Raw genomic sequence first — 21081 nt, 5'->3', positions numbered from 1 at the left:
ATGCCTTCTCTTCTCGCTTCCCGCGCTGAGGCGCGGGATAACAGCCGGGACATCGCCGGGCCGTCGGGCATTCAGCTCGACCGCGTCAGCGTGTCGTACCGCGGCACCGAAGTGCTGAAACCCCTGACGCTCACCATCGCGCCCGGCGAAGTGCTGGCGCTGATCGGCCCCTCCGGCTCGGGCAAAACCACCGTACTGCGAGCGATTGCCGGTTTCGTGCAGCCGTCCGCCGGACGCATCGCCATCGGCGATATCGATGTCACCGACGTGCCGCCCTATGAACGCGGCCTGGGCATGGTGGTGCAGAACTATGCGCTGTTTCCGCATATGCGCGTCGAAGACAATGTGGCGTTCGGCCTGCGCGCCCAGGGCAAGCCGCGCGGCCTGACCGCCGAGCGCGTCGAAGAAGCGTTGGCCATCGTCGGCATGTCCGCCTACGCCAGGCGCTATCCCAGCCAGCTTTCCGGCGGCCAGCAACAGCGGGTGGCGATCGCCCGCGCCATTGCGGTGCGCCCCAAAGTGCTGTTGCTGGATGAACCGCTGTCGGCGCTGGACGCGCAAATCCGCCACAGCATGGTGGAAGAGATCGCCCGCCTGCACCGCGAGCTGCCGGATCTGACCATCCTGTACGTCACCCACGATCAGGGCGAAGCGCTGACGCTGGCGGACAAGATCGGCATCATGCGCGACGGCCACCTGATCGCCCACGGCGAAACCCGCGCGTTGTACCACCATCCGACGAACCGCTTCGCCGCCGAGTTTCTCGGCCGCGCCAACCTGCTGCCGGCCACCGCGCTGGAGACCACCACCGGGCAAGGCATGACCACCGTCAGCTGCGCCGGCAAAGTGATCGGCTGTTTCACCTACGGCGCACAACGCGGCTTCGACAAGCTGCTGTGCATCCGGCCGCAGCATATTGCGCTCGATGCCGACGCCCAGCGTAGCAACTGCCTTATCGGCACGCTGCGCGATATTCATTGGCAGGGTGAACTGACGCACCTGCAGTTCGACGTTCAAGGCCATCCTCTGCGCGTGGTCACCACCCATCGCAGCCGGATGCCGCAGATCGGCGAACGCGTGCCGCTCTATTTCGCCCCCGACGATGCAGTACTGATCGAGGACTGACATGACCGACTCTACGCTTACTCGCCCGGCCCAGCGGCTGCGTTTGCCGCGCCGCCTGTGGATCCTGTTGCCGCTGCTGGCGCTGGCGACGCTGTTTTTCTACCCGCTGGCGTTGATCATCAAACAGGCATTTACCGACGACCAGGGGCTGTTCAGCGCCGCCGCGCTGCAACAGGCGTTCGAATCACGCCGCTTTGTCGGCGCCCTTCTCAACACGCTGCAGATCGCGCTGCTGGCGACGCTGGGCTGCCTGGTGCTCGGCACCCTGCTGTCGCTGCTGCTGGTGTTCACGCCGTTCCCCGGCAGCCGACTGATCGCCCGGGTGATCGATACCTTTATCGCCATGCCGACCTTCCTCATCACGCTGGCCTTCACGTTCATCTACGGTTCCGCCGGCCTGCTGAACGGCACGCTGATGGCGACCTTTGGTTTCACCCTGCCGCCGGTGGATTTTCTTTACTCCATTTGGGGGGTGATCCTGGCGGAAATCACCGTGTTTACCCCGCTGGTGATGCGCCCACTGATGGCGGCGCTGTCGCAGATCGACCGCAGCCAGCTCGAGGCCGCCAGCATCCTCGGCGCCCGGCCGGGACGGGTGGTGCGCCAGGTGATTTTACCGGCCGCGCTGCCGGCCTTGCTGGCCGGCGGCAGCCTGTGTTTGTTGTTGACCACCAATGAGTTCGGCATCGTGCTGTTTATCGGCGCCAAGGGCGTCACCACGCTGCCGATGATGGTCTACGCCAAAGCGATTTTGGAATCGGACTACGCCGTCGCCTGCGCGATCGCCGTCGTGAATATCGCGCTGTCGCTCGGGCTGTTCTCCCTTTACCGCTACGCCGCGGCGCGCGCCGGGCTGAGGAACTGACGATGTTGATTTGGTCTCGCACCGGACGCACCCTGACCTGCACACTGGCGGTCACGCTGTTCGCCCTGTTCTTCTGCCTGCCGCTGGCGGTGATCCTGATGTCCAGCCTCAGTGAACAGTGGAGCGGCGTGCTGCCGAGCGGCTTCACCCTCAGCCACTTCCGCCAGGCGTTCAGCGGCGCCTCCTGGGACGCGCTGATCGCCAGTCTGGCTATCGGTTTCAGCGCCAGCCTGTTCGCGTTGTTGTGCGGCACCTGGGCGGCGTTGGCGCTGCGCCACGTGCCTGAACGCGGCCGACGGCTGCTGGGCACGCTGTTTTTCATTCCCAGCGCGGTGCCTTCGGTCTCTATCGGTTTGGGGATGCTGGTGGCGTTCAGCCAGGGGCCGCTGCAGATGAACGGCACCTTCCTGATCGTGCCCGCCGCCCACTTCGTGCTGATTTCCGCCTTTACCTTCGGCAACGTCATGGCCGGGCTGACCCGGCTGCCTGACGACTACGAGAACGTCGCCGCGAGCCTGGGCGCTTCGCCGCTGTTTCGCCTGCGCCACGTCACCCTGCCGATGATCGCCCCCTACATGATCTCCGCCTTCGCGCTCAGCCTGTCGCTGTCGATGGGGGAGCTGGGCGCGACCATGATGATCTACCCGCCGAGCTGGGCGACGCTGCCGGTCACCATTTTTAGTCTGACCGATCGCGGCAGCATCGCCAATGGCGCAACGCTGACCATGATCCTGGTGGCGGCCACGCTGGTGCTGATGTTGGTGCTGGAGCGGATTTCTCAGCGGTTGACGCCCGGCGCGAAATAACAGCAAGGCGCCGTCATGACGGCGCCTTGCTCATCGAAACGCAGGTCAGAACGGGTAGTCGTGATAGCCCTGCTGTTCGGAAATGCGTCGGGCGGCGACGTGCAGCAACGCCACATACTCCTCCCGCGCCGCTTCGGAAAAGCGCAGCGTCGGGAAAGAGATGCTCAGCCCGGCGATCGCCACCCCGAACCTGTCAAAGACCGGTACCGCGATGCAGCGGATCCCCGCTTCTTGCTCTTCGGCATCTTCGCCGTATCCCTGCGCACGCACCCGATCCAGCACCGGCAACAGTTCGGCGGCGCTGGTCAGGGTATGCTCGGTGCTGCGGGTAAATTCAATCTGCGACAGGATCTGCGCCACCTCATCCCGCTCGCGCCAGGCCAGCAGCACCTTGCCGATGGCGGTGCTGTGCAGCGGGTTGCGGCGGCCGATGCGCGAATACATGCGCAGGTTGTACATCGCGTCGATCTTATGGATGTAGACGATGCCATCCTCGTCCAGGGCGCCGAGGTGGATGGTTTCACGGGTATGATTCGACAGCTCGCGCATCTGCACGTCGGCGCTGCGGATCAGATCGACGTTCTGCAACGATTTGGCGCCCAGTTCGAACAGCTTGAGCGTCAGCGCATACTTTTCCGTCTCGCCCTCCTGTGAAACGTAACCCAGCGCTTTCATGGTCTGCAGAAACCGGTAGACGGTGCTTTTAGACATCATCACCCGCTGGGACAGTTCGGTAATGCCTATCTCGCGCTCATCGCCGAGCGCCTGCAAAATGCCGAACACTTTCATCACGGATGAGACGGCATCCGGTTGCTTGTCTGAATCTGCGTTAGCCATGGCGAATACCCTACTTAACGGTTTTGTTTCAGGAAATTTAAACAAGGGTTTCAGTATAATCGGAACAGATCGCGACGCGCAACGCAGCTGAAGGCTAAGCGATTGAAGCCAAATGAATAACCGCCTGCCGCTCACCGCCGTTTACAATTAAGCGGACAAGGGGCATGCAATCGCAGGCGAATATGATTAGCATGATAATACTCTCCTGAATAAATACCGCTGAGACCTGCATGCGTCCTTGTTCCGACGGCCTCCCCGTCCCGCAACGCTATGGGGCGATCCTCGCCATCGCCCTCGGCATTACCGTATCCGTGCTCGACGGCGCGATAGCCAACGTGGCGCTGCCCACCATCGCGCGCGATCTCAACGCCAGTCCGGCCAGTTCCATCTGGGTGGTTAACGCCTATCAACTGGCGATCACCGTCTCTTTGCTGTCGCTGGCGTCGCTCGGCGATCTGGTCGGCTATCGCCGCATCTATCAGGCTGGATTGCTGGTGTTCAGCATCACCTCACTGTTCTGCGCCCTGTCCGACTCGCTGCTCACCCTGACCATCGCCCGCGTGCTGCAGGGCTTTGGCGCCGCCGCCATCATGAGCGTCAACACCGCGCTGATCCGCATCATCTACCCGCAGCGTTTTCTCGGCCGCGGCATGGGCATCAACTCGCTGATCGTCGCCTGCTCCTCGGCGGCCGGGCCGACGGTGGCGGCCGCTATCCTGTCGGTCGCGTCCTGGCAATGGCTGTTCGCCATCAACCTGCCGATCGGCATCGTCGCGCTGCTGCTGGGGATGAAATTCCTGCCGGCCAACGGCCAAAAAAGCGATAACCGCCGTTTCGATCCCACCAGCGCCGTGCTGAACGCGCTGACCTTCGGCCTGCTGATCACCGCCATCAGCGGCTTCGCCCAGGGCCAGAGCCTGACGCTGATCTTCAGCGAGATCGCCGCGCTGCTGGCGATTGGCGCGGTGTTCGTACGCCGCCAGCTGCGCCAGGAATTTCCGTTGCTGCCGGTCGATCTGCTGCGCATTCCGATCTTCGCCCTGTCGATGGGCACCTCAATCTGCTCGTTTGCCGCGCAAATGCTGGCGATGGTGTCGCTGCCGTTCTTCTTGCAAAGCGCATTGGGCCGCGACGAGGTGGCGACCGGGCTGCTGCTGACGCCGTGGCCGCTGGCGATCGTGGTGATGGCCCCGATCGCCGGCCGGTTGGTGGAACGCGTGCATGCCGGCCTGCTGGGGTGCATCGGGCTGGCGGTGTTCGCGCTCGGGCTGTTCTCGCTGGCGCTGCTGCCCGCGGCGCCGTCGAATATGGACATCATCTGGCGCATGGTGCTGTGCGGCGCCGGTTTCGGCCTGTTCCAGTCGCCCAACAACCACACCATCATCTCCGCCGCGCCGCGCAACCGCAGCGGCGGCGCCAGCGGCATGCTGGGCACTGCCCGTCTGCTGGGACAAACCTCGGGAGCCGCGCTGGTGGCGCTGATGTTCAACCTGTTCCCGACCTCCGGCACCCACGCTTCACTGATCCTGGCTGGGGTGTTCGCCACCCTGGCGGCGGCCGTCAGCAGCCTGCGTATCACTCAACCGACGACGCAAACGGCGCAGCCCAGCCGTGAGGTGAAATAGCGCACATAAAAGAGCCGAGCCCCCATCGATTGTAAAACCGACGGGACCAGCACTGGCGGCCGGGCCGCGTCGGGTGCGGTGCCGGGAGCATGGCAGGCCAGGCGTCAGTCGCCGCGCCTCAACGGGCTGCGGCCTTGTCGTAAACAGGCTAAATAGGCGTCGTCATCCGGATACCAGCCAACAAGGCGTTGGCCGTCGTTATCCATCCCCTCGAAGGCCTTGAGCAGGCCGGGGGCGAACATGCGCTTTATCAGATCTTCGGATTGCGCGCTGTCGATGCGGCAGTCGCAGCGCGTCTCTCCGTCAACCTGAACGAAGTTCTGCAACGAAGCGAGACATCGCGCGTCGAGGTCGCCATGAACATGGATAAACTCCCCCGTTTCTACCAGGGTGAGCGCGGTCAGGTCTCCCCCCACCACGAACGCGCCGTCGTTTCCTGAGCTGCAATAGGCATGGCGTATGCGGACATCGTCACGCACGACCAGTCCGCCCCAGCAAATCAGCGTATCCGCCTGCAGCCGCCCCAGCACAACAATGCCGCCGTCCTCTCGCTGCGGTGACACCGCCAGGCATCCCTCCACGATCACATCGCCGTCCACGATCAGGTAATCGTAATCGTGGCCGTCGTGCTCATCGGGGAAAAACGCCGGCAGGCGCAGATCGCCTGAATGCCAGCGAATAACCGGCGGTTCATCATCGTCATCATGCCGGTTCAACAATTCCGCAACCGCATCGGCGACACCGCCAGCCAATGCGGCCAGGCGCGCCGGCACCTCATCACCGTTGAGTAAGGGAAGGTGGTTGATTTTCATAGGGCCTCAGGGACAAATGTCATTGTGCCAGAGCATATAACATGTGCTTCCAAAGCCAAACAGGCGGTCGTGACCGGGCCCGATGCGGCTTGCCCTCTCACCGGGTGATCTGGCACCGCGCCTGCCCAGGCTGAGAGGCCGAAAGACGCGGTTTGCAGGTAGGCTTCAGGGACTTCGGGCGCTGCTGCACGGCATTAACGCCCGCAAACTTCGGTGAAGCGCTCACCCCATTCATTGCCGAATTTCATTGTTGAATCCGTCGCCGCCGCTGAAATAGCGGTTCAGGCATGCCATAAAAAAACCCCGGCAAGCCGGGGTTTTTCATTTCATTCAGCCGATTACTTCAGGTACTGACCGGTGCGCAGCGCTTCGATGCGCTTGTCGAGCGGCGGGTGCGACATGAACAGCTCGCTGAACGACTTGGATTTGCCGTTGATGCAGAACGCCATCATGCTGCCCGCTTCCTGCGGTTCATAGCTGGTTTTCAGACGCTGCAAGGCGGCGATCATCTTCTCGCGGCCCACCAGTTTGGCGGAACCGGCGTCGGCATAGAATTCGCGGTGACGCGAGAACCACATGGTGATGATGCTCGCCAGGATGCCGAACACCAGTTCCAGCACCATCGACACGGCGAAGTAAATCATCGGGTTGCCGTTGCCTTCCCCTTCACCGTCGCGGTTGCCCAGGAAGCCGGCGGCAACCTGTGCGATCAGGCGCGAAATGAAGATGACGAAGGTGTTCACGATCCCCTGGATCAGGGTCATGGTCACCATATCGCCGTTGGCGACGTGGCTGATTTCGTGCGCGATAACCGCTTCCGCTTCGTCGCGGCTCATGCTCTGCAGCAGGCCGGTGCTGACGGCGACCAGCGAAGCGTCGCGCCGTGCGCCGGTGGCGAAGGCGTTGATGTCCGGCGCGTGGTAGATAGCGACCTGCGGCATGGCGATGCCCGCCTGCTGCGATTGACGGCGCACCGTTTCCAGCAGCCAGTTTTCGGTTTCGTTACGCGGCTGTTCAATCACTTCCCCGCCCACGGAGCGCAGCGCCATCCATTTGGACATCAGCAACGACACGAAAGCGCCGCCGAAGCCGAACAGACCGGCCATGATCATCAGGCCCTGAACGCTACTGGATTGGATTCCTGTCAGGCTGAGCACCAGCCCGAAAACCAACATCACCGCCAGGTTGGTGAGCAGGAACAGAGCTATACGCATCATAAAATGTTTACTTCCTCATAAATGTTAACAAAACACTGTCCAGATACCCTGGATCGTATGGGCATTCGTCACAGTTTCAAGAGTTGCGCGCCATTAACCTACTAAAAATACGAAACTTTACAAAAACGACGCGCGACCGGGATTTGGCAAATTGTAAACGATTGTTGCGCAAGGCGGAGGGATTTTGCAGAAAAATTTCTTTGCCCGCACGCCATGACAACGAGAACCGTTATCCTCACGCTTTATAGGCCAATATCCGCTCAGCGCGTTTCATCATGCCCCGCCTGATTCAGCGGCGACGAAAGTTTGAATCTCGCGATTAATTGTTACATTATAACATCACAATTAATCGTAAAGGGATGTCAATCATGTTATCGCGTATCGTCTGGATGCTGGCGACGTGGCTGCTTTTCTGCCAGGTCGCGCACGCTGAAATTCACCTCACCGACGTTGAAGGACGCCAGGTTACCCTGGCCGCCCCCGCACAGCGCGCCTATATCGGCTTTTACTACGAAGACTTTCTGGCGGTGAACGGCCCGGAGAGTTATCAACAGGTCGTCGCCTTCTCCAAAAGCGACTGGGCGTTGCGCGCCAGCCAATGGACGCGCTATCAGGCGGCGCTGCCACGGCTCGCTCAGCTGGTCGATGTCGGTTCGCTCTATAACCAGAGCTTCGATTTTGAACGCCTGCTGACCACGCGGCCAGACCTGCTGATCCTGGCGAAGTGGCAGCTCGACGGCTTCGCCAACTACCTGCCGGTGCTGCAACAGCTCAACATTCCTTACATCGTCGTCGACTTCAATCAGGGCGTTGAAGTCAAGCTCGCCAGCATCCGGTTAATGGGCCAGGCGATGGGCCACGCCGAGCGAGCGGAACGGCTGGCCGACGAATATCGCCAAAGTCTCGAGGATACCCGGCGGCGCATCCGCCAGGCGCAGCTGCCGCCGCCGGTCACCTACATTGAGCTGGGGGACAAGGGCCCCGGCGAGTACGGCAGCAGCTATGGCGCATCGATCTGGGGGCCGCTGCTGCAGCTGGCCGGCGCCGACAATATCGCCGCCGGCGTCGTCGGCAGCCCTTCCCCCTTGCGCGCCGACTATGTCCTGACCCAACGGCCCGAGGTGATTTTTCTCGCCGGTGGCGACTGGGAAAACATGCCGAACGCCGTGCCGATGGGCTACGGCACGCAGGCAGCCCCCCTACAGACGCGCCTGACGCAATACGCCCGGCGGGCGGGATGGCCGCAACTGCCGGCGGTAAAAAATCAGCGTCTTTATGCGCTTTACCATGGCGGCGCGCGCACGATTTACGATTTTATCTTTGTCCAGTATCTGGCAAAAGCGCTCTATCCCGCCGCGTTTACCGATGTTGATCCCGCGCGCAATCTGGCGCAGTTCTACCATCAATATTTGCCGATAGAGGCGGACGGCGTCTTCTTGCAACGCTGGCAAGGAGAATAACCGTGGCCCACACAGGACGTGCGTTTTTGCGACGGCGCAGGCTGCGCCGCGGGCTATTGACGCTGGCGCTGCTCGGCGCGCTGCTGGCGGCGACCGCCATCGATCTCACCGTCGGCGCCGCGCAACTTGGCCTCACGGATATCGTGCGGATGCTTTGGCCCGGCTCTGCGCCTGGCAACGCACTGCATCAGGCGGTTTTCTGGTCGATTCGCTTGCCGATGACGCTCACCGCCTTGGTGGTCGGCGCCAGCCTGGCGCTGGCGGGCCTGCTGATGCAGACCGTGCTGGCCAATCCCCTCGCCAGCCCCTATACGCTGGGGATCTCTGCCGCGGCGGGGTTCGGCGCGGCGCTGGCGATCCTCACCGGCTTCAGCCTGGGCGGCGCGTTGGCGCTGGGCACGCCGCTGCTGGCTTCGCTGATGGCGCTGTTGGCTTGCGTGCCTGTCTATCTGCTGGGACAACGCCGCGGCATGACGCCGCAAATATTAGTGTTGAGCGGCATCGTGGTGCTGTTTTTCTTTCAGTCGCTGCAATCGCTGCTGCTGTTTCTGGCCTCGCCGGAAGCCATGCAGCAAATTGTCTTTTGGCTGTTCGGCAGCCTGCTCAAAGCCAATATGCACGGCGTGGCGATCACCGGCGTCGTGTTGCTGTGCGCGCTGTTCGTCAGTCTGCGGCTCGCCTGGCGGCTGACGGCGCTGTCCGCCGGCGAAGAGCAGGCCCAGGGGCTGGGCATCAATGTCAGCGCCTTGCGCAAGCTGGCCTTTCTGCTGGCGACCTTGCTGACGGCCGCCTCGGTCTCGTTTGTCGGCACCATCGGGTTCGTCGGGCTGATCGCCCCGCATTTCGCCCGCTTTCTGGTGGGTGAGGATCAGCGCTACCTGATCTGCATTTCCGCCCTCTGCGGCAGCCTGCTGCTGCTGTGCGCCTCGATCGTCGCCAAGCTGGTGATGCCGAACGGCGTGGTGCCCATCGGCATCGTTATCGCACTGATCGGCGTGCCGGTGCTGTTTTACTTCGTCACTCGACAGGTTAAACGCCCATGACTCAACTGACCCTCACCCGCGTCGGCGTCTCGCTGCATCGCCGCTCGCTATTGGCAGACGTTTCATTGAGCTGGCCGGAGGCGCAGCTCGGCGGCATCATCGGCCCCAACGGCGCCGGCAAATCGACGCTGCTGAAAGCGATTAACCGCATGGTGCCGTGCAGCGGCGAGATCGCTTACCGCGAGCGCCCTCTCGATCCGAAAACCAGCCGTATCGCCTATGTGCCGCAGCTTAATCGCTGCGATTCGGCATTGACCGCTTTTGACATGGTGCTGCTGGGCAAGGTACGCCAGTTGAGCTGGCGCATCAGCGCCGCCCAGACCGATGCGGTCGAGCAGGCGCTTACGGAATGCGGCATTTCCGCGCTCGCCGATCGCCCCTTCAACCGTCTCAGCGGCGGCCAGCGACAGTTGGTGATGCTGGCTCAGGCCTTCGTCTCTCAGCCGCAGATCATTTTGCTCGACGAACCCACCAGCGCGCTGGATATCCACCACCAGCTGCGCGTGCTCAATCAGATCGCCGACTACGGCCGGCGCCACCGCTGCATCACGCTGCTGGTGATCCACGATCTGGGATTGGCGCTGCGCTATTGCCACTCACTCACGCTGCTCGCGCACGGACGCGTCGTTTGCCACGGCGATACCCATCAGATGATGGGACATCCGATGGTGTCTCGCGTATTTGGCGTCGGCATCGAAAACGGCGTCAGCCCGCAGGGCTACCCCTATCTGCTGCCGACACAGCTGTTACACGCACACGGAGAATCCCCATGTACACTCTGACCAAGGCGGACATGCTGGCGCAACTCGCCGGCTTGCAACAGGAAATTCACCAGCTTCACCGTTCCGCCCGGCAAGATCGGCGCCATTTTTCCCTGCTGGAACGTCGTTTCAGCCGCCTGCAGGCCTTTAACGACGAACCGCAGCTGCAGGCCTATCGTCAAAAGCTGGAAAACGACCGTTTGATAACGGCGCAGATCACCCAACTGCGGGCGACGGCCAACGCCGCGTTGTGCGACTACGAAAAGCATCGCGTCTCGGCGCTGTGCCGGGAACCGGCGCAAACCAACGCCTACCTGAACAGTTTCGACCGCGCGCTGCAGCTGGAGATCGCGGCCGCCGACATTAAACCCGGCGAACGGGTGCTGCTGGTGGGCAGCGGCGCATTGCCCACCACGGCGCTGGCGCTGGTCGCCAGGCTCTCCGCCACCGTCATTTGCTACGATTGCGATCCGGCGGCCCAGCGTTTTGCCCGCCGGCTCACGCGCCACCTGGGGCTGGTGCAGCAGATGCCCTGCATCGACAATCTGAACGGCCTGACGCGCAACGATATCGATCACATCATCATCGCCTCCCTGGTGGCGGACAAGCAGGGTTTGCTGAAGGCGCTGCGGCCTTTGCTGCCCCAGTGCGGCAAATTGCTGGTGCGCTATGGCAATGGCCTCAAGTCGATCTTCAACTGCCCTTACCACCACCAGGCCGCCGGCTCGCCCTGGCGCGTCAGCGGTAAACCGCTCACCACCCCACTGTACGATCTGTTGATTTTGGAGCCTCACCGCCATGAATAATGCCTTTCCCACCCTGATCCTCGGCGCCGGCCCGGCGGCGATCCAACTGGCTGCGGACATCAAGACCGCGGGCAATGCGCGCATCGGCCTGTACAACCGCACCAGCGAAAAAGGGCGCCGCCTGAAGCAACATCTGGCGCACACGCCCAGCCTGTGGCTGACGGGCGCCGGTAAGGCGCAACGCACCCAAGACGATGCGCAGGTGACGATTGACCGCTATTGCGATGATCTGGCGCTCGTCGGCGGCGACTGGCGCAGACTGATCCTTGCCGTCCCCGCCGATCAATACCATGACGTGCTGCGACAGGTGCCATGGGCGGCGTTGCCCCAACTGCGCTCACTGATCCTGCTCTCTCCCTCCATCGGCTCCGGCTTGATGGCGCAAAGCCTGCTGCAGGAGGCCGGGCAATCCCACGTCGAGGTTATCAGCCTGTCGAGCTACTACGCCGACACCAAATACCAGAACGCCGAACAGCCTTACCGCGCCTACACCAAGGCGTTCAAGCAGCGAATTTATCTGGCCGGCGCAGGCACAAGGTCAGACTGCGCCGAACTCGACTGGCTTTGCTCGCTGCTGGCGCATCACGGCATTGACGCCCAACGCTGCAACAGCCTGCTCGCCGCCGAGCGCTTCAGCATCACCAATTATGTTCATCCTCCGCTGGCGCTGGCCGAAACCACGCTGCAGGCGATATTCCAGCCGCAGGCGCCGATCCAGTACCTGTATAAAACCCACCCCGAGGGCCCCATCTGTCCCGAGGCGATCGCCGACATGCTGGCGCTCTCGCAGGATTACCAGCAGTTGCTCAACCGGCTCGGCATCGAGGCCATTAACCTGCTGCGCTTTTTGAATGACGACAACTACCCGGTTCCGCCCCGTATGGTGAGCCGCCGCTGGATTGACCAATTCCCGCAGCTCGCGCCGACGGAGCAATGCTATGCGCTGTTTACGCGTTATACCGCGCTGCTGGTCGACCCCTATTCCGAGCCGGATGCGCAGGGCCGCTACTATGATTTTTCCGCCGTCAGGGTCGCCCGCGTCTTCCAGGATGCCCAGGGGCGCTGGCGACTGCCGCGCGTGCCGCAAGAGGACGTGCGCAAACTGCGCGTCCTGGTCTTGCTGGCGCAGCGGCTTGACGTCGAGATGCCCGCCGCCCAGCGTCTGTTGGCCCGCTTTCAGCAGGCGCTGCAGCGCTTCGTCACCCGGATCGGCGCCGAGCATTGCCATCGTTCGTTGCTGGACGATACCTGCGACGAGCAGGCGGACATCATTTACCGACAATGGCGGAGGCAAGCATGAATCAGGGTGCGCTACTGGCCATTTTTGCCTCATTGATTTTCAGCGTCATGAACGCGCTGGTTAAAACCATCTCCGATGCTATTCCCACCGGTGAAATCGTGTTCTTTCGCAGCAGCATCGGCTGTGTGCTGGTTCTGCTGCTGATGTACCGCCACCGCATCGCCTTCAGCCGCGTAGACCGGCCGCTGCTGGTGTTGCGCGGCACCATGGGCGGGCTGTATCTCATTTGTTATTTTTACAGCATCGCCCATCTGACGCTGGCCGACGCCAGCATGCTGGCCTACCTGTCGCCGTTTTTCTCCATTTTGCTCTCCTTGCTGGTGCTGCGTGAACGGGTCAGCGCCTGCACCGCGTTTTGGCTGGCAATGGTCATCATCGGCGCCGTGCTGCTGGTGCGGCCGTGGCACTTCTCGGCCTATACTCTGGCGTCGCTGGTCGGCGTGATGAGCGCGGTGTTCGCCTCGATCGCCTATCTGTCGGTCAACAAACTCAGCAAGCGCCACCACAACTACGAGATCGTGTTCTACTTCCTGTTCATCGCAACGCTGATCTCGCTGCCGCTGATGTGGAACGCGTTCGTTTGGCCCAACGCCTATCAGTTCGCCATTCTGCTCGCCATCGCCCTAGTGTCGCTGTTGGGGCAGGTCGTCTTAACCCAGGCCTTCTCTTCCGATAACCTGATCGTGGTCTCGGTGGTGCGCTATATCGGCATCGTGTTCAACATCGCCTGGGGTTGGCTGTTCTGGCATGAGATCCCGCTGCTGCTGTCGCTGTTCGGCTGTCTGCTGGTGGTGGTTTCCTGCATTCAGCTCGGGCTGCGTCACCGCAAGAAACCGGCTTAAGCCGGGCTTGCCGCAACCAAAAAAACGCACCCAAGGGTGCGTTTTTCACAGGCAAAGCCGTGGCCTTATTTGGCCGGCGTCGGCTGCTGAGCGGGCTGATCCTTTTCCAGATGAGCCAGGTCCAGCGCGATATGCACGGTTTCATCCAGGTACGGATCCGGCTCCTGGTAATCCTTCGGCAGATCGTCGAGCGATTTCAGCGGCTTCTTGCCCGCACGTTCCAGACGCTCGTTGATGCGTTTCAAACGGGTCGCGTCGTCATCGTGATTCTCTTTCTCGCGTACCGCCAGATTGAGGGACACGATGTTGCGTTTATCCTTCAGCGCCTTGTAATGCGCGATATCCTGCGCGATGTACTGGAACTCCGGATTTTGCGCGATGCGCTGCTGGTGATCTTTCAGCAGCTCCGGCTCGAACGGCGCCATATCGCCGGTCTTGCTGTAGGTCGCCGCATTGATGCTGTCCCACGGCATGGCGTTGTCTTCAAACGCTTCGCCGGTTTCCGCCGGATCGACGCCGGTCGGCATCAGAATGTCCGGCGTCACGCCCTTGCGCTGGGTGCTGCCGCCATTGACGCGGTAGAACTTCTGAATGGTGTACTGCACGGAACCGAGCGCCGGCCACTCAGGGCGCAGCATCTGATCGTAGATACGGTTCAGCGAACGGTACTGCTGCACGGTGCCTTTACCGAAGGTCGGCTCGCCGACAATCAGCGCGCGGCCGTAATCCTGCATCGCCGCCGCGAAAATTTCGGAGGCGGAGGCGCTGAAGCGATCGACCAGCACCACCAGCGGGCCTTTATAGTAGGTCACGCCGTCGGTGTCGGCGTCTTCGCGCACTTTGCCGTTGTTGTCGCGCACCTGCACCACCGGGCCGCTCGGAATGAACAGGCCGGACAGCGACACCGCTTCGGTCAGCGCGCCGCCGCCGTTGGTGCGCAGATCGATGACCACGCTCTTGACGTTCTGCTTGGCCATCTTCTGCAGCTGCACTTTCACGTCATCGGTCAGACCGACATAGAACCCGGGGATGTCGAACACCGCCACCTTCTCTTTGCCGACGGTCTTGATGGTCATTTTCACCGCGCGGTCTTCCAGACGGATGCGCTCGCGGGTCAAGGTGACCACGCGGGTTTTGGTGCCCTTGCCGGCCGGCAGGATCTCAAGACGCACCTTGCTGCCCTTCGGCCCTTTGATCAACGACACTACGTCGTCCAGGCGCCAGCCGATCACGTCCACCATCGGTTTGCCGGCCTGGCCGACGCCGACGATGCGATCGCCCACGGTGATCGCCTTGCTCTTCGCCGCCGGACCGCCCGGCACCATCGAGTTGATCAGGGTGTAGTCGTCATCCATCTGCAGCACCGCGCCGATGCCTTCCAGCGACAGACTCATCTCGGTGTTGAATTGCTCGGTGTTGCGCGGAGACAGATAGTTGGTGTGCGGGTCGATTTCATGCGCAAAGGCATTCATCGCCAGCTGGAAGACGTCTTCGCTGTTGCTTTGCGTCAGCCGCTTGATGGCGAACTGATAGCGCTTGGTCAGCGTGTCGCGGATTTCTTTGTCGGTCTTGCCGGTCAGCTTGAGGTTCAGCTCGTCATACGTGACTTTCGCATCCCACAGGCTATCCAGCTCGGCCTTGTCTTTCGGCCACGGCGCTTTGCTGCGGTCGAGATCGATAGTGCCGTTGCCGGTGAAGTTCATCGGCTTGTCCAGCAACGACAACGCATAGGTATAACGCTCAAAGCGGCGTTTCTGCGCCAGATTGAACAGCGCGTAGAAGGTGTCCAGCTTGCCGGTTTTCAGCTCTTCGCCAACCTGATTGCGTTTGCCGGCGAACTGCGCCACGTCGGAGGCCAGCAACACGTTATGGTTGTAGTCCAGCATGTTCAGGTAGCGATCGAAGATCTTGCCTGAAAATTCCGCATCGAGGGCGAACTGGCGGTAATGAGAGCGAGTGAAGCGCGAGGTGACGCGCTCACTCACCGTAGCGTGCTGGGGTTCCTGTTGCAGTTGGGGCAGTTGGCCGATGCGGATGTTGGCTGTTTCCGCGCCGTAACTGACACCCGCCCACAGCAGCCCTGCAATCGCTGTTAATCTGACGAATTTGTTCATGCCTGGGTTGGCCTCCGTATCAGAACTGCAAGTGTTCTGCGCGCACAATCATCGCCAGACCGGAAGAGAGCTGCACACGTACGCCATCTTTAGCGATTTCGAGTACGGTAGCATCCATCGCGCTCTTGCCTGCTCTGACTTTGATTTCCTGGCCAATTTGCAGTTTAGAGATATCCGTGACTGGCGCATAACGCGGCTGGCTTTCCTCTTTGGCTGCACGAGGTTGGCGAGCGGGCTGTGGGCGAGTTTGTGGGCGCGGCTTGCGGTTTTCCGGCGCGGCTCCGCCTTCGCGACGCGCAGCGGGCTTTTTACCGGCTGGACGCGGACGGCGCGGAGCGGCATCGGCGGATTCGCCGGCGGCTTCACGTTTTTTGGCGTTTTGTTCGGCACGCTGTGCCTGAACGCGCGCTTTGGCTTCTTCAAGCTGCTGGCGAGCATGATCGACATGCTGCTGCTCCAGTTCACCGCACGGATTGCCGTCCAGATCGACGCGCTGCGCGCCAACCTTGACGCCGTACAGGTAACGCCAGCTTGAGGTGTATAGGCGCAGGGCAGAACGCAATTGCGTTTTGCTGAGATTCTCTTCCCCCTGCACGCGCTCTACCAAATCCTGAAAAATACCGATTTTCAGCGGACGAGCTTCGCCTTCGGCGCTAAAGCAGAGCGGAAAACGCTCGGCAAGAAAAGCAATGACTTCTTTACTAGAGTTCAACTTAGGTTGATTTTCCATGAAATTTCCTGATTACAACGGTATTGCCAACAAGCCACAGGCATGAACAGGCGTCATTATAATGACGCCATCGGTAATTGCCACGTTAACCGTCGATCAACTTGCCGCCACAGTCACATATTTCGCACTGTCACACTGTTCCAGTTGCTCACAAAGCCCCGCCACCACTGCTTTCAGGCCCACTTCGTCCTGTTCGTCGAAGCGTTGATAAACCGTGCTATCGATATCCAAAACGCCGATCGCTCGGCCGCCAACCGCCAGCGGCAGCACGATTTCCGCGTTGCTGGCCGCATCGCAGGCGATATGGCCCGGAAACGCATGCACGTCACCGACGCGCTGCACGCGATTTTCCGCCACCGCCGTGCCGCACACGCCCTTGCCCACCGGAATGCGCACACAGGCGATCTTGCCCTGGAACGGCCCCAGCACCAGTTGGTCGCCATCCATCAGATAGAAACCGACCCAGTTCACGTCATCCAGACGCTCGTTGAGCAACGCGCTGGCGTTGGACAGCGCCGCGATAAAGTTGGTTTCCCCGCCGAGCAACGCGCTCAGGTCACGTTTTAATTCCGCGTAGAATTGTTCTTTTGTCATGTGTTAACCATTAAAACAGTGAAGATGGCCAGAAGCCCAAAGCTTAGGCCCTATAAAATAAGCATTAAATGCGTATAGCCACAAGGTTAATCATCTGTTGCTTCACAAAACCCCGTCGCTCGGGGTATGTTTGCCGCTCAGAATCCCGGTTTACCTCGTTTTACCGTCCGGCGCCCGATCGCCGGTGACGCGGCCGGTTTATTTTTCAGCTACGCTGACAGTTCCGGCGGGCTCAAGGGCAGCTACTTGTCAAAAATGAAAATACACGCGATCACCGCCCCCCTTTCCAAAGCGCGCCACCAACGCTGCTGCGAGTGCGACCTGCTGTTCGTGCTGCCGCCGCTCAGCGGCAATCAGGCCGCCTATTGCCCGCGCTGCAACGCCAAGGTGGTGAGCGGCCGCGACTGGTCGATGACGCGCCTGACCGCCATGGCGATCGCCATGCTGCTGCTGATGCCGTTCGCCTTCACCGAGCCGCTGATCAGCATCCGCCTGCTCGGCACGCGCATCGACGCCAGTTTGCTGGAGGGCATCTGGCAGATGAGCCGCCAGGGCGATCCGCTCACCGCCAGCATGGTGGCGTTTTGCACCATCGGCGCCCCGCTGACGCTGGTGCTGTCGCTGCTGTACCTGCGTTTCGGCCATGCGCTCGGCATGAACCTGCGCCCGGTGCTGCTGATGCTGGAGCGACTCAAAGAGTGGGTGATGCTGGACATTTATCTGATCGGCATGGCGGTGGCGGCGATCAAAGTGCAGGATTACGCCGACATCCAGCCCGGCAGCGCGCTGATCGCTTACCTGTCACTCACGGTGCTGAGCATCCTGACGCTGATCCACGTCAACCTGGAGCAGCTGTGGGAGCGCTACTATCCGCAGGAACAGCCGGAAGGCCCACCGACGGCGCTGCACATTTGTCTGTCCTGCCACTATACCGGCTATCCCGACGCGCGCGGCCGCTGCCCGCGTTGCCATGTGCCGATGTGCCATCGCCAGCCCTACAGCCTGCAGAAAACCTGGGCGGCGCTGATCGCCGCGATGATCCTGCTGATACCGGCCAACCTGCTGCCGATTTCCATCATTTACGCCAACGGCACACGGCTGGAAGACACCATTTTCTCCGGCGTGGTCTCATTGGCCACCTCCGGCAACGTGCCGATCGCCGCCATCGTGTTCATCGCCAGCGTACTGGTGCCCTTCACCAAGGTGATCGTGCTGATCGTGCTGTTGCTGAGCATCCACTTCAAAACCTCGCACAGCCTGAAGACGCGCATCCGTCTGCTGCGCCTGGTCACCTGGATCGGCCGTTGGTCGATGCTCGATCTGTTCGTTATCGCCTTGATGATGTCGCTGGTAAATCGCGATCAACTGTTATCTTTTACTATGGGACCGGCCGCGTTTTACTTTGGCTCGGCGGTCATTTTGACTATTCTTGCCGTTGAATGGCTCGATAGCCGATTGATTTGGGATGCACATGCAACAGGAAACGCCGACTACACCGACTGAAGCGCGGGTCAAGAACAAACGCCGCATTTCACCGTTCTGGTTACTGCCGTTCATCGCCCTGCTGATCGCCGGGTGGCTGGTCTATAACAATTTCCAGGAGCGCGGCACCACCGTCACCATCGATTTCCAATCGGCGGCGGGCATCGTCGCCGGCCGCACGCCGGTGCGCTACCAGGGCGTTGAGGTCGGCACGGTGCAAAAAATCAGCCTGAGCAAAGATCTGCGCAGCATCGTGGTGGAAGCCAGCATCAAAAGCGATCTGGAAGACTCGCTGCGCGAAGGCACCCAGTTCTGGCTGGTGACGCCCAAGGCCTCGCTGGCCGGGGTATCCGGGCTCGATGCGCTGGTCGGCGGCAACTATATCGGCATGATGCCCGGCAGCGGCAAGGAGCAAACCCACTTCACCGCGCTCGATACCCAGCCGAAGTACCGCCTGAACACCGGCGAGCTGATGATTCACCTGCACGCCGACGACCTGGGTTCGCTCAACAGCGGCTCGCTGGTCTATTACCGTAAAATCCCGGTCGGCAAGGTGTATGACTACACCATCAGCGAAGGCAACAAGGGCGTAACCATCGACGTGCTGATCGACCGCCGCTTCGCCAACCTGGTGAAGAGCAACAGCCGCTTCTGGAATGTCTCCGGCTTCAAGGGCGATTTCAGCCTGTCCGGCGCCACGGTGCAGATGGAGAGCCTGGCGGCGCTGGTCAACGGCGCCATCGCCTTCGATTCGCCGGCCGATGGCCAGCAGGCCAAGGGCGATCAGAACTATACCCTTTACCCGGACCTGGCCCACAGCCAGCGCGGCGTCAATATTCTGCTGGATCTGCCGAGCGGCAACAATTTGAGTGAAAACCGCACGCCGCTGATGTACCAGGGGCTGCAGGTCGGCACCCTGACCAAGCTGACGTTGCAACAGGACAGCAAAGTCATCGGTGAACTGACCATCGATCCTTCGGTGGTCGATCTGATGCGCAGCGGCACCCGCATCGTGATGCGCAGCCCGCGCATCAGCCTCAACGACGCCAAGCTCAGCCAACTGCTGACCGGCACCACGCTGGAACTGGTGCCGGGTGAAGGCGAACCGCAGCAGCGCTTCAACGTGCTGGACAGCAGCGAAACGCTGTTGCAACAGCCGGGCGTGTTGACCGTCACGCTGACGGCGCCGCAAAGCTACGGCATCGACGTCGGGCAACCGCTGGTGGTGCACGGCGTGAAAGTCGGCCAAATCCTGAGCCGCACCTTGACCGCCAGCGGCGTGGTGTTCACCGCCGCCATTGATGCGCAATATCGCGGCCTGCTGCACAAAGACAGCAAATTCGTGGTCAACAGCCGCCTCGACGTCAAGCTGGGGATAGACGGCATGGAAGTGCTCGGCGCCAGCGCGCAGGAGTGGGTAGACGGCGGCGTGCGCATTATCCCCGGCAGCAAAGGGGAGCCTGGCGGCCAGTACCCGCTGTACGCCAACAGCGAAAAAGCCGAGGAAGGCATCGTCGGCAACGCCCCTTCCACCACCCTGACCCTCAGCGCCACCAGCCTGCCGGACGTGCAGGCCGGCTCAGTGGTGCTGTATCGTAAATTCCAGGTGGGCGAGATCGTTAACGTTCGGCCGAAGGCCAACGAGTTTGAGGTGGACGTCTACATCAGCCCGGAATACCGTAAGTTGCTGACCCGTGAAAGCATCTTCTGGGCCGAAGGCGGCGCCAAGGTGCAGCTCAACGGCAGCGGCCTGACGGTGCAGGCTTCACCGCTCAACCGCGCGCTGAAAGGCGCCATCAGCTTCGACAACCTGCAGGGCGTGACGCTGAACAAAGGCGCCAACCGCGTACTGTACGCCAGCGAAACCGCCGCCCGCGCGGTGGGCAGCCAAATCACGCTGAAAACCTATGACGCCAGCAAGCTGTCGGCGGGTATGCCGCTGCGCTACCTCGGCATCGACGTCGGACAGGTAGAGTCGCTGCAGCTGGCGCCGGAGCGCAACGAAGTGTTGGCCAAAGCGGTGCTGTATCCGGAATACGTGCAGACCTTCGCGCGCCTCGGCAGCCGCTTCTCGATCGTGTCGCCGGAGATCTCCGCCGCCGGCGTCAGCAATCTCGATACCCTGCTTCAACCTTATATCAACGTGGAGCCGGGGCGCGGCCGCGAGCTGCGCACCTTCGAGCTGCAGCAGGCCAGCATCACCGACTCGCGCTATCTCGATGGCCTGAGCGTCGTGCTCGACGCGGCCGAAACCGGCTCGCTGCAGATCGGCACGCCGGTGCTGTTCCGCGGCGTGGAGGTCGGCACCATCACCGGTTTCTACCTCGGCGCCATGTCCGATCGGGTGCACGTCGCGCTGCGCATCAGCAAGAAGTACCAGCATCTGGTGCGCAACAACAGCGTGTTCTGGCTGGCGTCGGGTTACAACCTGCAGTTCGGCCTGACCGGCGGCGTGATCAAGAGCGGCACCTTCCAGCAGTTCATTCGCGGCGGTATCGCCTTCGCCACCCCGCCGACTATTCCGCTGGCGCCGAAAGCGACGCCGAACAAGCACTTTCTGCTGAATCCGGAAGAGCCGAAGGACTGGAAAACCTGGGGCACCGCCATTCCGCGCGATTAACTTTCGCGTTTTCCTCAGGGCCCGGCAATGCCGGGCCCTGTT

At 61.6% G+C, this 21081-nt stretch carries 18 protein-coding genes; 12 read left to right on the top strand and 6 right to left on the bottom strand.

Annotated elements, in window-relative coordinates; all coding sequences use genetic code 11:
- Genes phnT through ACORQT_RS10680 form a run of 3 tightly spaced genes read left to right on the top strand, consistent with a single transcriptional unit; the run spans window position 1 to window position 2796 of the window.
- Window positions 1-1125 (top strand): 2-aminoethylphosphonate ABC transport system ATP-binding subunit PhnT, encoded by a 1125-nt coding sequence (gene phnT, locus ACORQT_RS10690; protein ID WP_072627753.1) that lies wholly within the window; start codon window positions 1-3, stop codon window positions 1123-1125.
- 1 nt (window position 1126) lies between these two features.
- Window positions 1127-1990, top strand: a complete 864-nt coding sequence (gene phnU, locus ACORQT_RS10685; RefSeq protein ID WP_164057537.1) for a 2-aminoethylphosphonate ABC transporter permease subunit — start codon at window positions 1127-1129, stop codon at window positions 1988-1990.
- 2 nt (window positions 1991-1992) lie between these two features.
- Entirely contained in the window at window positions 1993-2796 is an 804-nt protein-coding gene (locus ACORQT_RS10680; protein ID WP_047026220.1) for an ABC transporter permease, read from the top strand.
- 45 nt (window positions 2797-2841) lie between these two features.
- On the opposite strand, the gene kdgR is transcribed toward ACORQT_RS10680, so the two are convergent.
- Entirely contained in the window at window positions 2842-3633 is a 792-nt protein-coding gene (gene kdgR, locus ACORQT_RS10675) for a DNA-binding transcriptional regulator KdgR (protein WP_033642855.1), read from the bottom strand.
- A 230-nt stretch (window positions 3634-3863) separates the two neighbouring features.
- Here kdgR and ACORQT_RS10670 point away from each other — a divergent pair, with 230 nt between their 5' ends.
- On the top strand, window positions 3864-5258 hold the full coding sequence (locus ACORQT_RS10670; protein ID WP_089191607.1) for an MFS transporter: 1395 nt from the start codon (window positions 3864-3866) through the stop codon (window positions 5256-5258).
- A gap of 104 nt (window positions 5259-5362) precedes the next feature.
- On the opposite strand, the gene ACORQT_RS10665 is transcribed toward ACORQT_RS10670, so the two are convergent.
- Both ACORQT_RS10665 and htpX read right to left on the bottom strand, forming a co-directional pair.
- The gene (locus tag ACORQT_RS10665) at window positions 5363-6070 is read right to left on the bottom strand and encodes a hypothetical protein (RefSeq protein WP_164057538.1); all 708 of its coding nucleotides are present in this window, start codon (window positions 6068-6070) and stop codon (window positions 5363-5365) included.
- 338 nt (window positions 6071-6408) lie between these two features.
- Window positions 6409-7287 (bottom strand): protease HtpX, encoded by an 879-nt coding sequence (gene htpX / locus ACORQT_RS10660; protein WP_033652481.1) that lies wholly within the window; start codon window positions 7285-7287, stop codon window positions 6409-6411.
- Between the two features lie 368 nt (window positions 7288-7655).
- Here htpX and ACORQT_RS10655 point away from each other — a divergent pair, with 368 nt between their 5' ends.
- The 6 genes from ACORQT_RS10655 to ACORQT_RS10630 are packed head-to-tail and all read left to right on the top strand — an operon-like array spanning window position 7656 to window position 13499.
- Window positions 7656-8747 carry an ABC transporter substrate-binding protein gene (locus tag ACORQT_RS10655; RefSeq protein WP_042784331.1) on the top strand — a complete coding sequence of 364 codons (1092 nt, stop codon included), beginning with the start codon at window positions 7656-7658 and terminating at the stop codon, window positions 8745-8747.
- Window positions 8748-8749: 2 nt separating this feature from the next.
- A complete protein-coding gene (locus ACORQT_RS10650) occupies window positions 8750-9790 on the top strand; it encodes a FecCD family ABC transporter permease (protein ID WP_033652483.1) in 1041 nt (346 codons plus the stop codon).
- A complete protein-coding gene (locus tag ACORQT_RS10645; RefSeq protein ID WP_047026224.1) occupies window positions 9787-10572 on the top strand; it encodes an ABC transporter ATP-binding protein in 786 nt (261 codons plus the stop codon). Before ACORQT_RS10650 ends, ACORQT_RS10645 begins: the two co-directional genes overlap by 4 nt.
- Entirely contained in the window at window positions 10560-11357 is a 798-nt protein-coding gene (locus tag ACORQT_RS10640) for a nicotianamine synthase family protein (RefSeq protein ID WP_072627726.1), read from the top strand. The genes ACORQT_RS10645 and ACORQT_RS10640 overlap by 13 nt, the downstream gene beginning before the upstream one ends.
- Entirely contained in the window at window positions 11350-12657 is a 1308-nt protein-coding gene (locus ACORQT_RS10635) for an opine metallophore biosynthesis dehydrogenase (protein ID WP_072627727.1), read from the top strand. Before ACORQT_RS10640 ends, ACORQT_RS10635 begins: the two co-directional genes overlap by 8 nt.
- A complete protein-coding gene (locus ACORQT_RS10630) occupies window positions 12654-13499 on the top strand; it encodes a DMT family transporter (RefSeq protein ID WP_033642846.1) in 846 nt (281 codons plus the stop codon). Before ACORQT_RS10635 ends, ACORQT_RS10630 begins: the two co-directional genes overlap by 4 nt.
- 65 nt (window positions 13500-13564) lie before the next feature.
- Here ACORQT_RS10630 and prc read toward each other — a convergent pair whose 3' ends face one another.
- The 3 genes from prc to ACORQT_RS10615 all read right to left on the bottom strand — a co-directional run bounded on the left by prc (window position 13565) and on the right by ACORQT_RS10615 (window position 16937).
- Entirely contained in the window at window positions 13565-15613 is a 2049-nt protein-coding gene (prc, locus tag ACORQT_RS10625; protein ID WP_042784328.1) for a carboxy terminal-processing peptidase, read from the bottom strand.
- Between the two features lie 19 nt (window positions 15614-15632).
- Window positions 15633-16343 carry an RNA chaperone ProQ gene (gene proQ / locus ACORQT_RS10620; protein WP_004931497.1) on the bottom strand — a complete coding sequence of 237 codons (711 nt, stop codon included), beginning with the start codon at window positions 16341-16343 and terminating at the stop codon, window positions 15633-15635.
- 96 nt (window positions 16344-16439) lie between these two features.
- Window positions 16440-16937: a GAF domain-containing protein gene (locus tag ACORQT_RS10615; RefSeq protein ID WP_033642843.1), complete on the bottom strand. Its 498-nt coding sequence runs from the start codon at window positions 16935-16937 to the stop codon at window positions 16440-16442.
- 255 nt (window positions 16938-17192) lie between these two features.
- Here ACORQT_RS10615 and yebS point away from each other — a divergent pair, with 255 nt between their 5' ends.
- A complete protein-coding gene (gene yebS, locus ACORQT_RS10610) occupies window positions 17193-18440 on the top strand; it encodes a membrane integrity lipid transport subunit YebS (RefSeq protein ID WP_033644263.1) in 1248 nt (415 codons plus the stop codon).
- Window positions 18409-21039: a PqiB family protein gene (locus ACORQT_RS10605; protein WP_164057539.1), complete on the top strand. Its 2631-nt coding sequence runs from the start codon at window positions 18409-18411 to the stop codon at window positions 21037-21039. Before yebS ends, ACORQT_RS10605 begins: the two co-directional genes overlap by 32 nt.
- The last annotated feature ends 42 nt before the right edge of the window (window positions 21040-21081 follow it).

Origin of the sequence: Serratia sp. (in: enterobacteria) (genome assembly GCF_052400455.1) — a bacterium.
Lineage (GTDB): Bacteria > Pseudomonadota > Gammaproteobacteria > Enterobacterales > Enterobacteriaceae > Serratia > Serratia ureilytica.
Note: the sequence above shows the minus strand (reverse complement) of the source record. Positions and strands in the feature narration are given on the sequence as shown.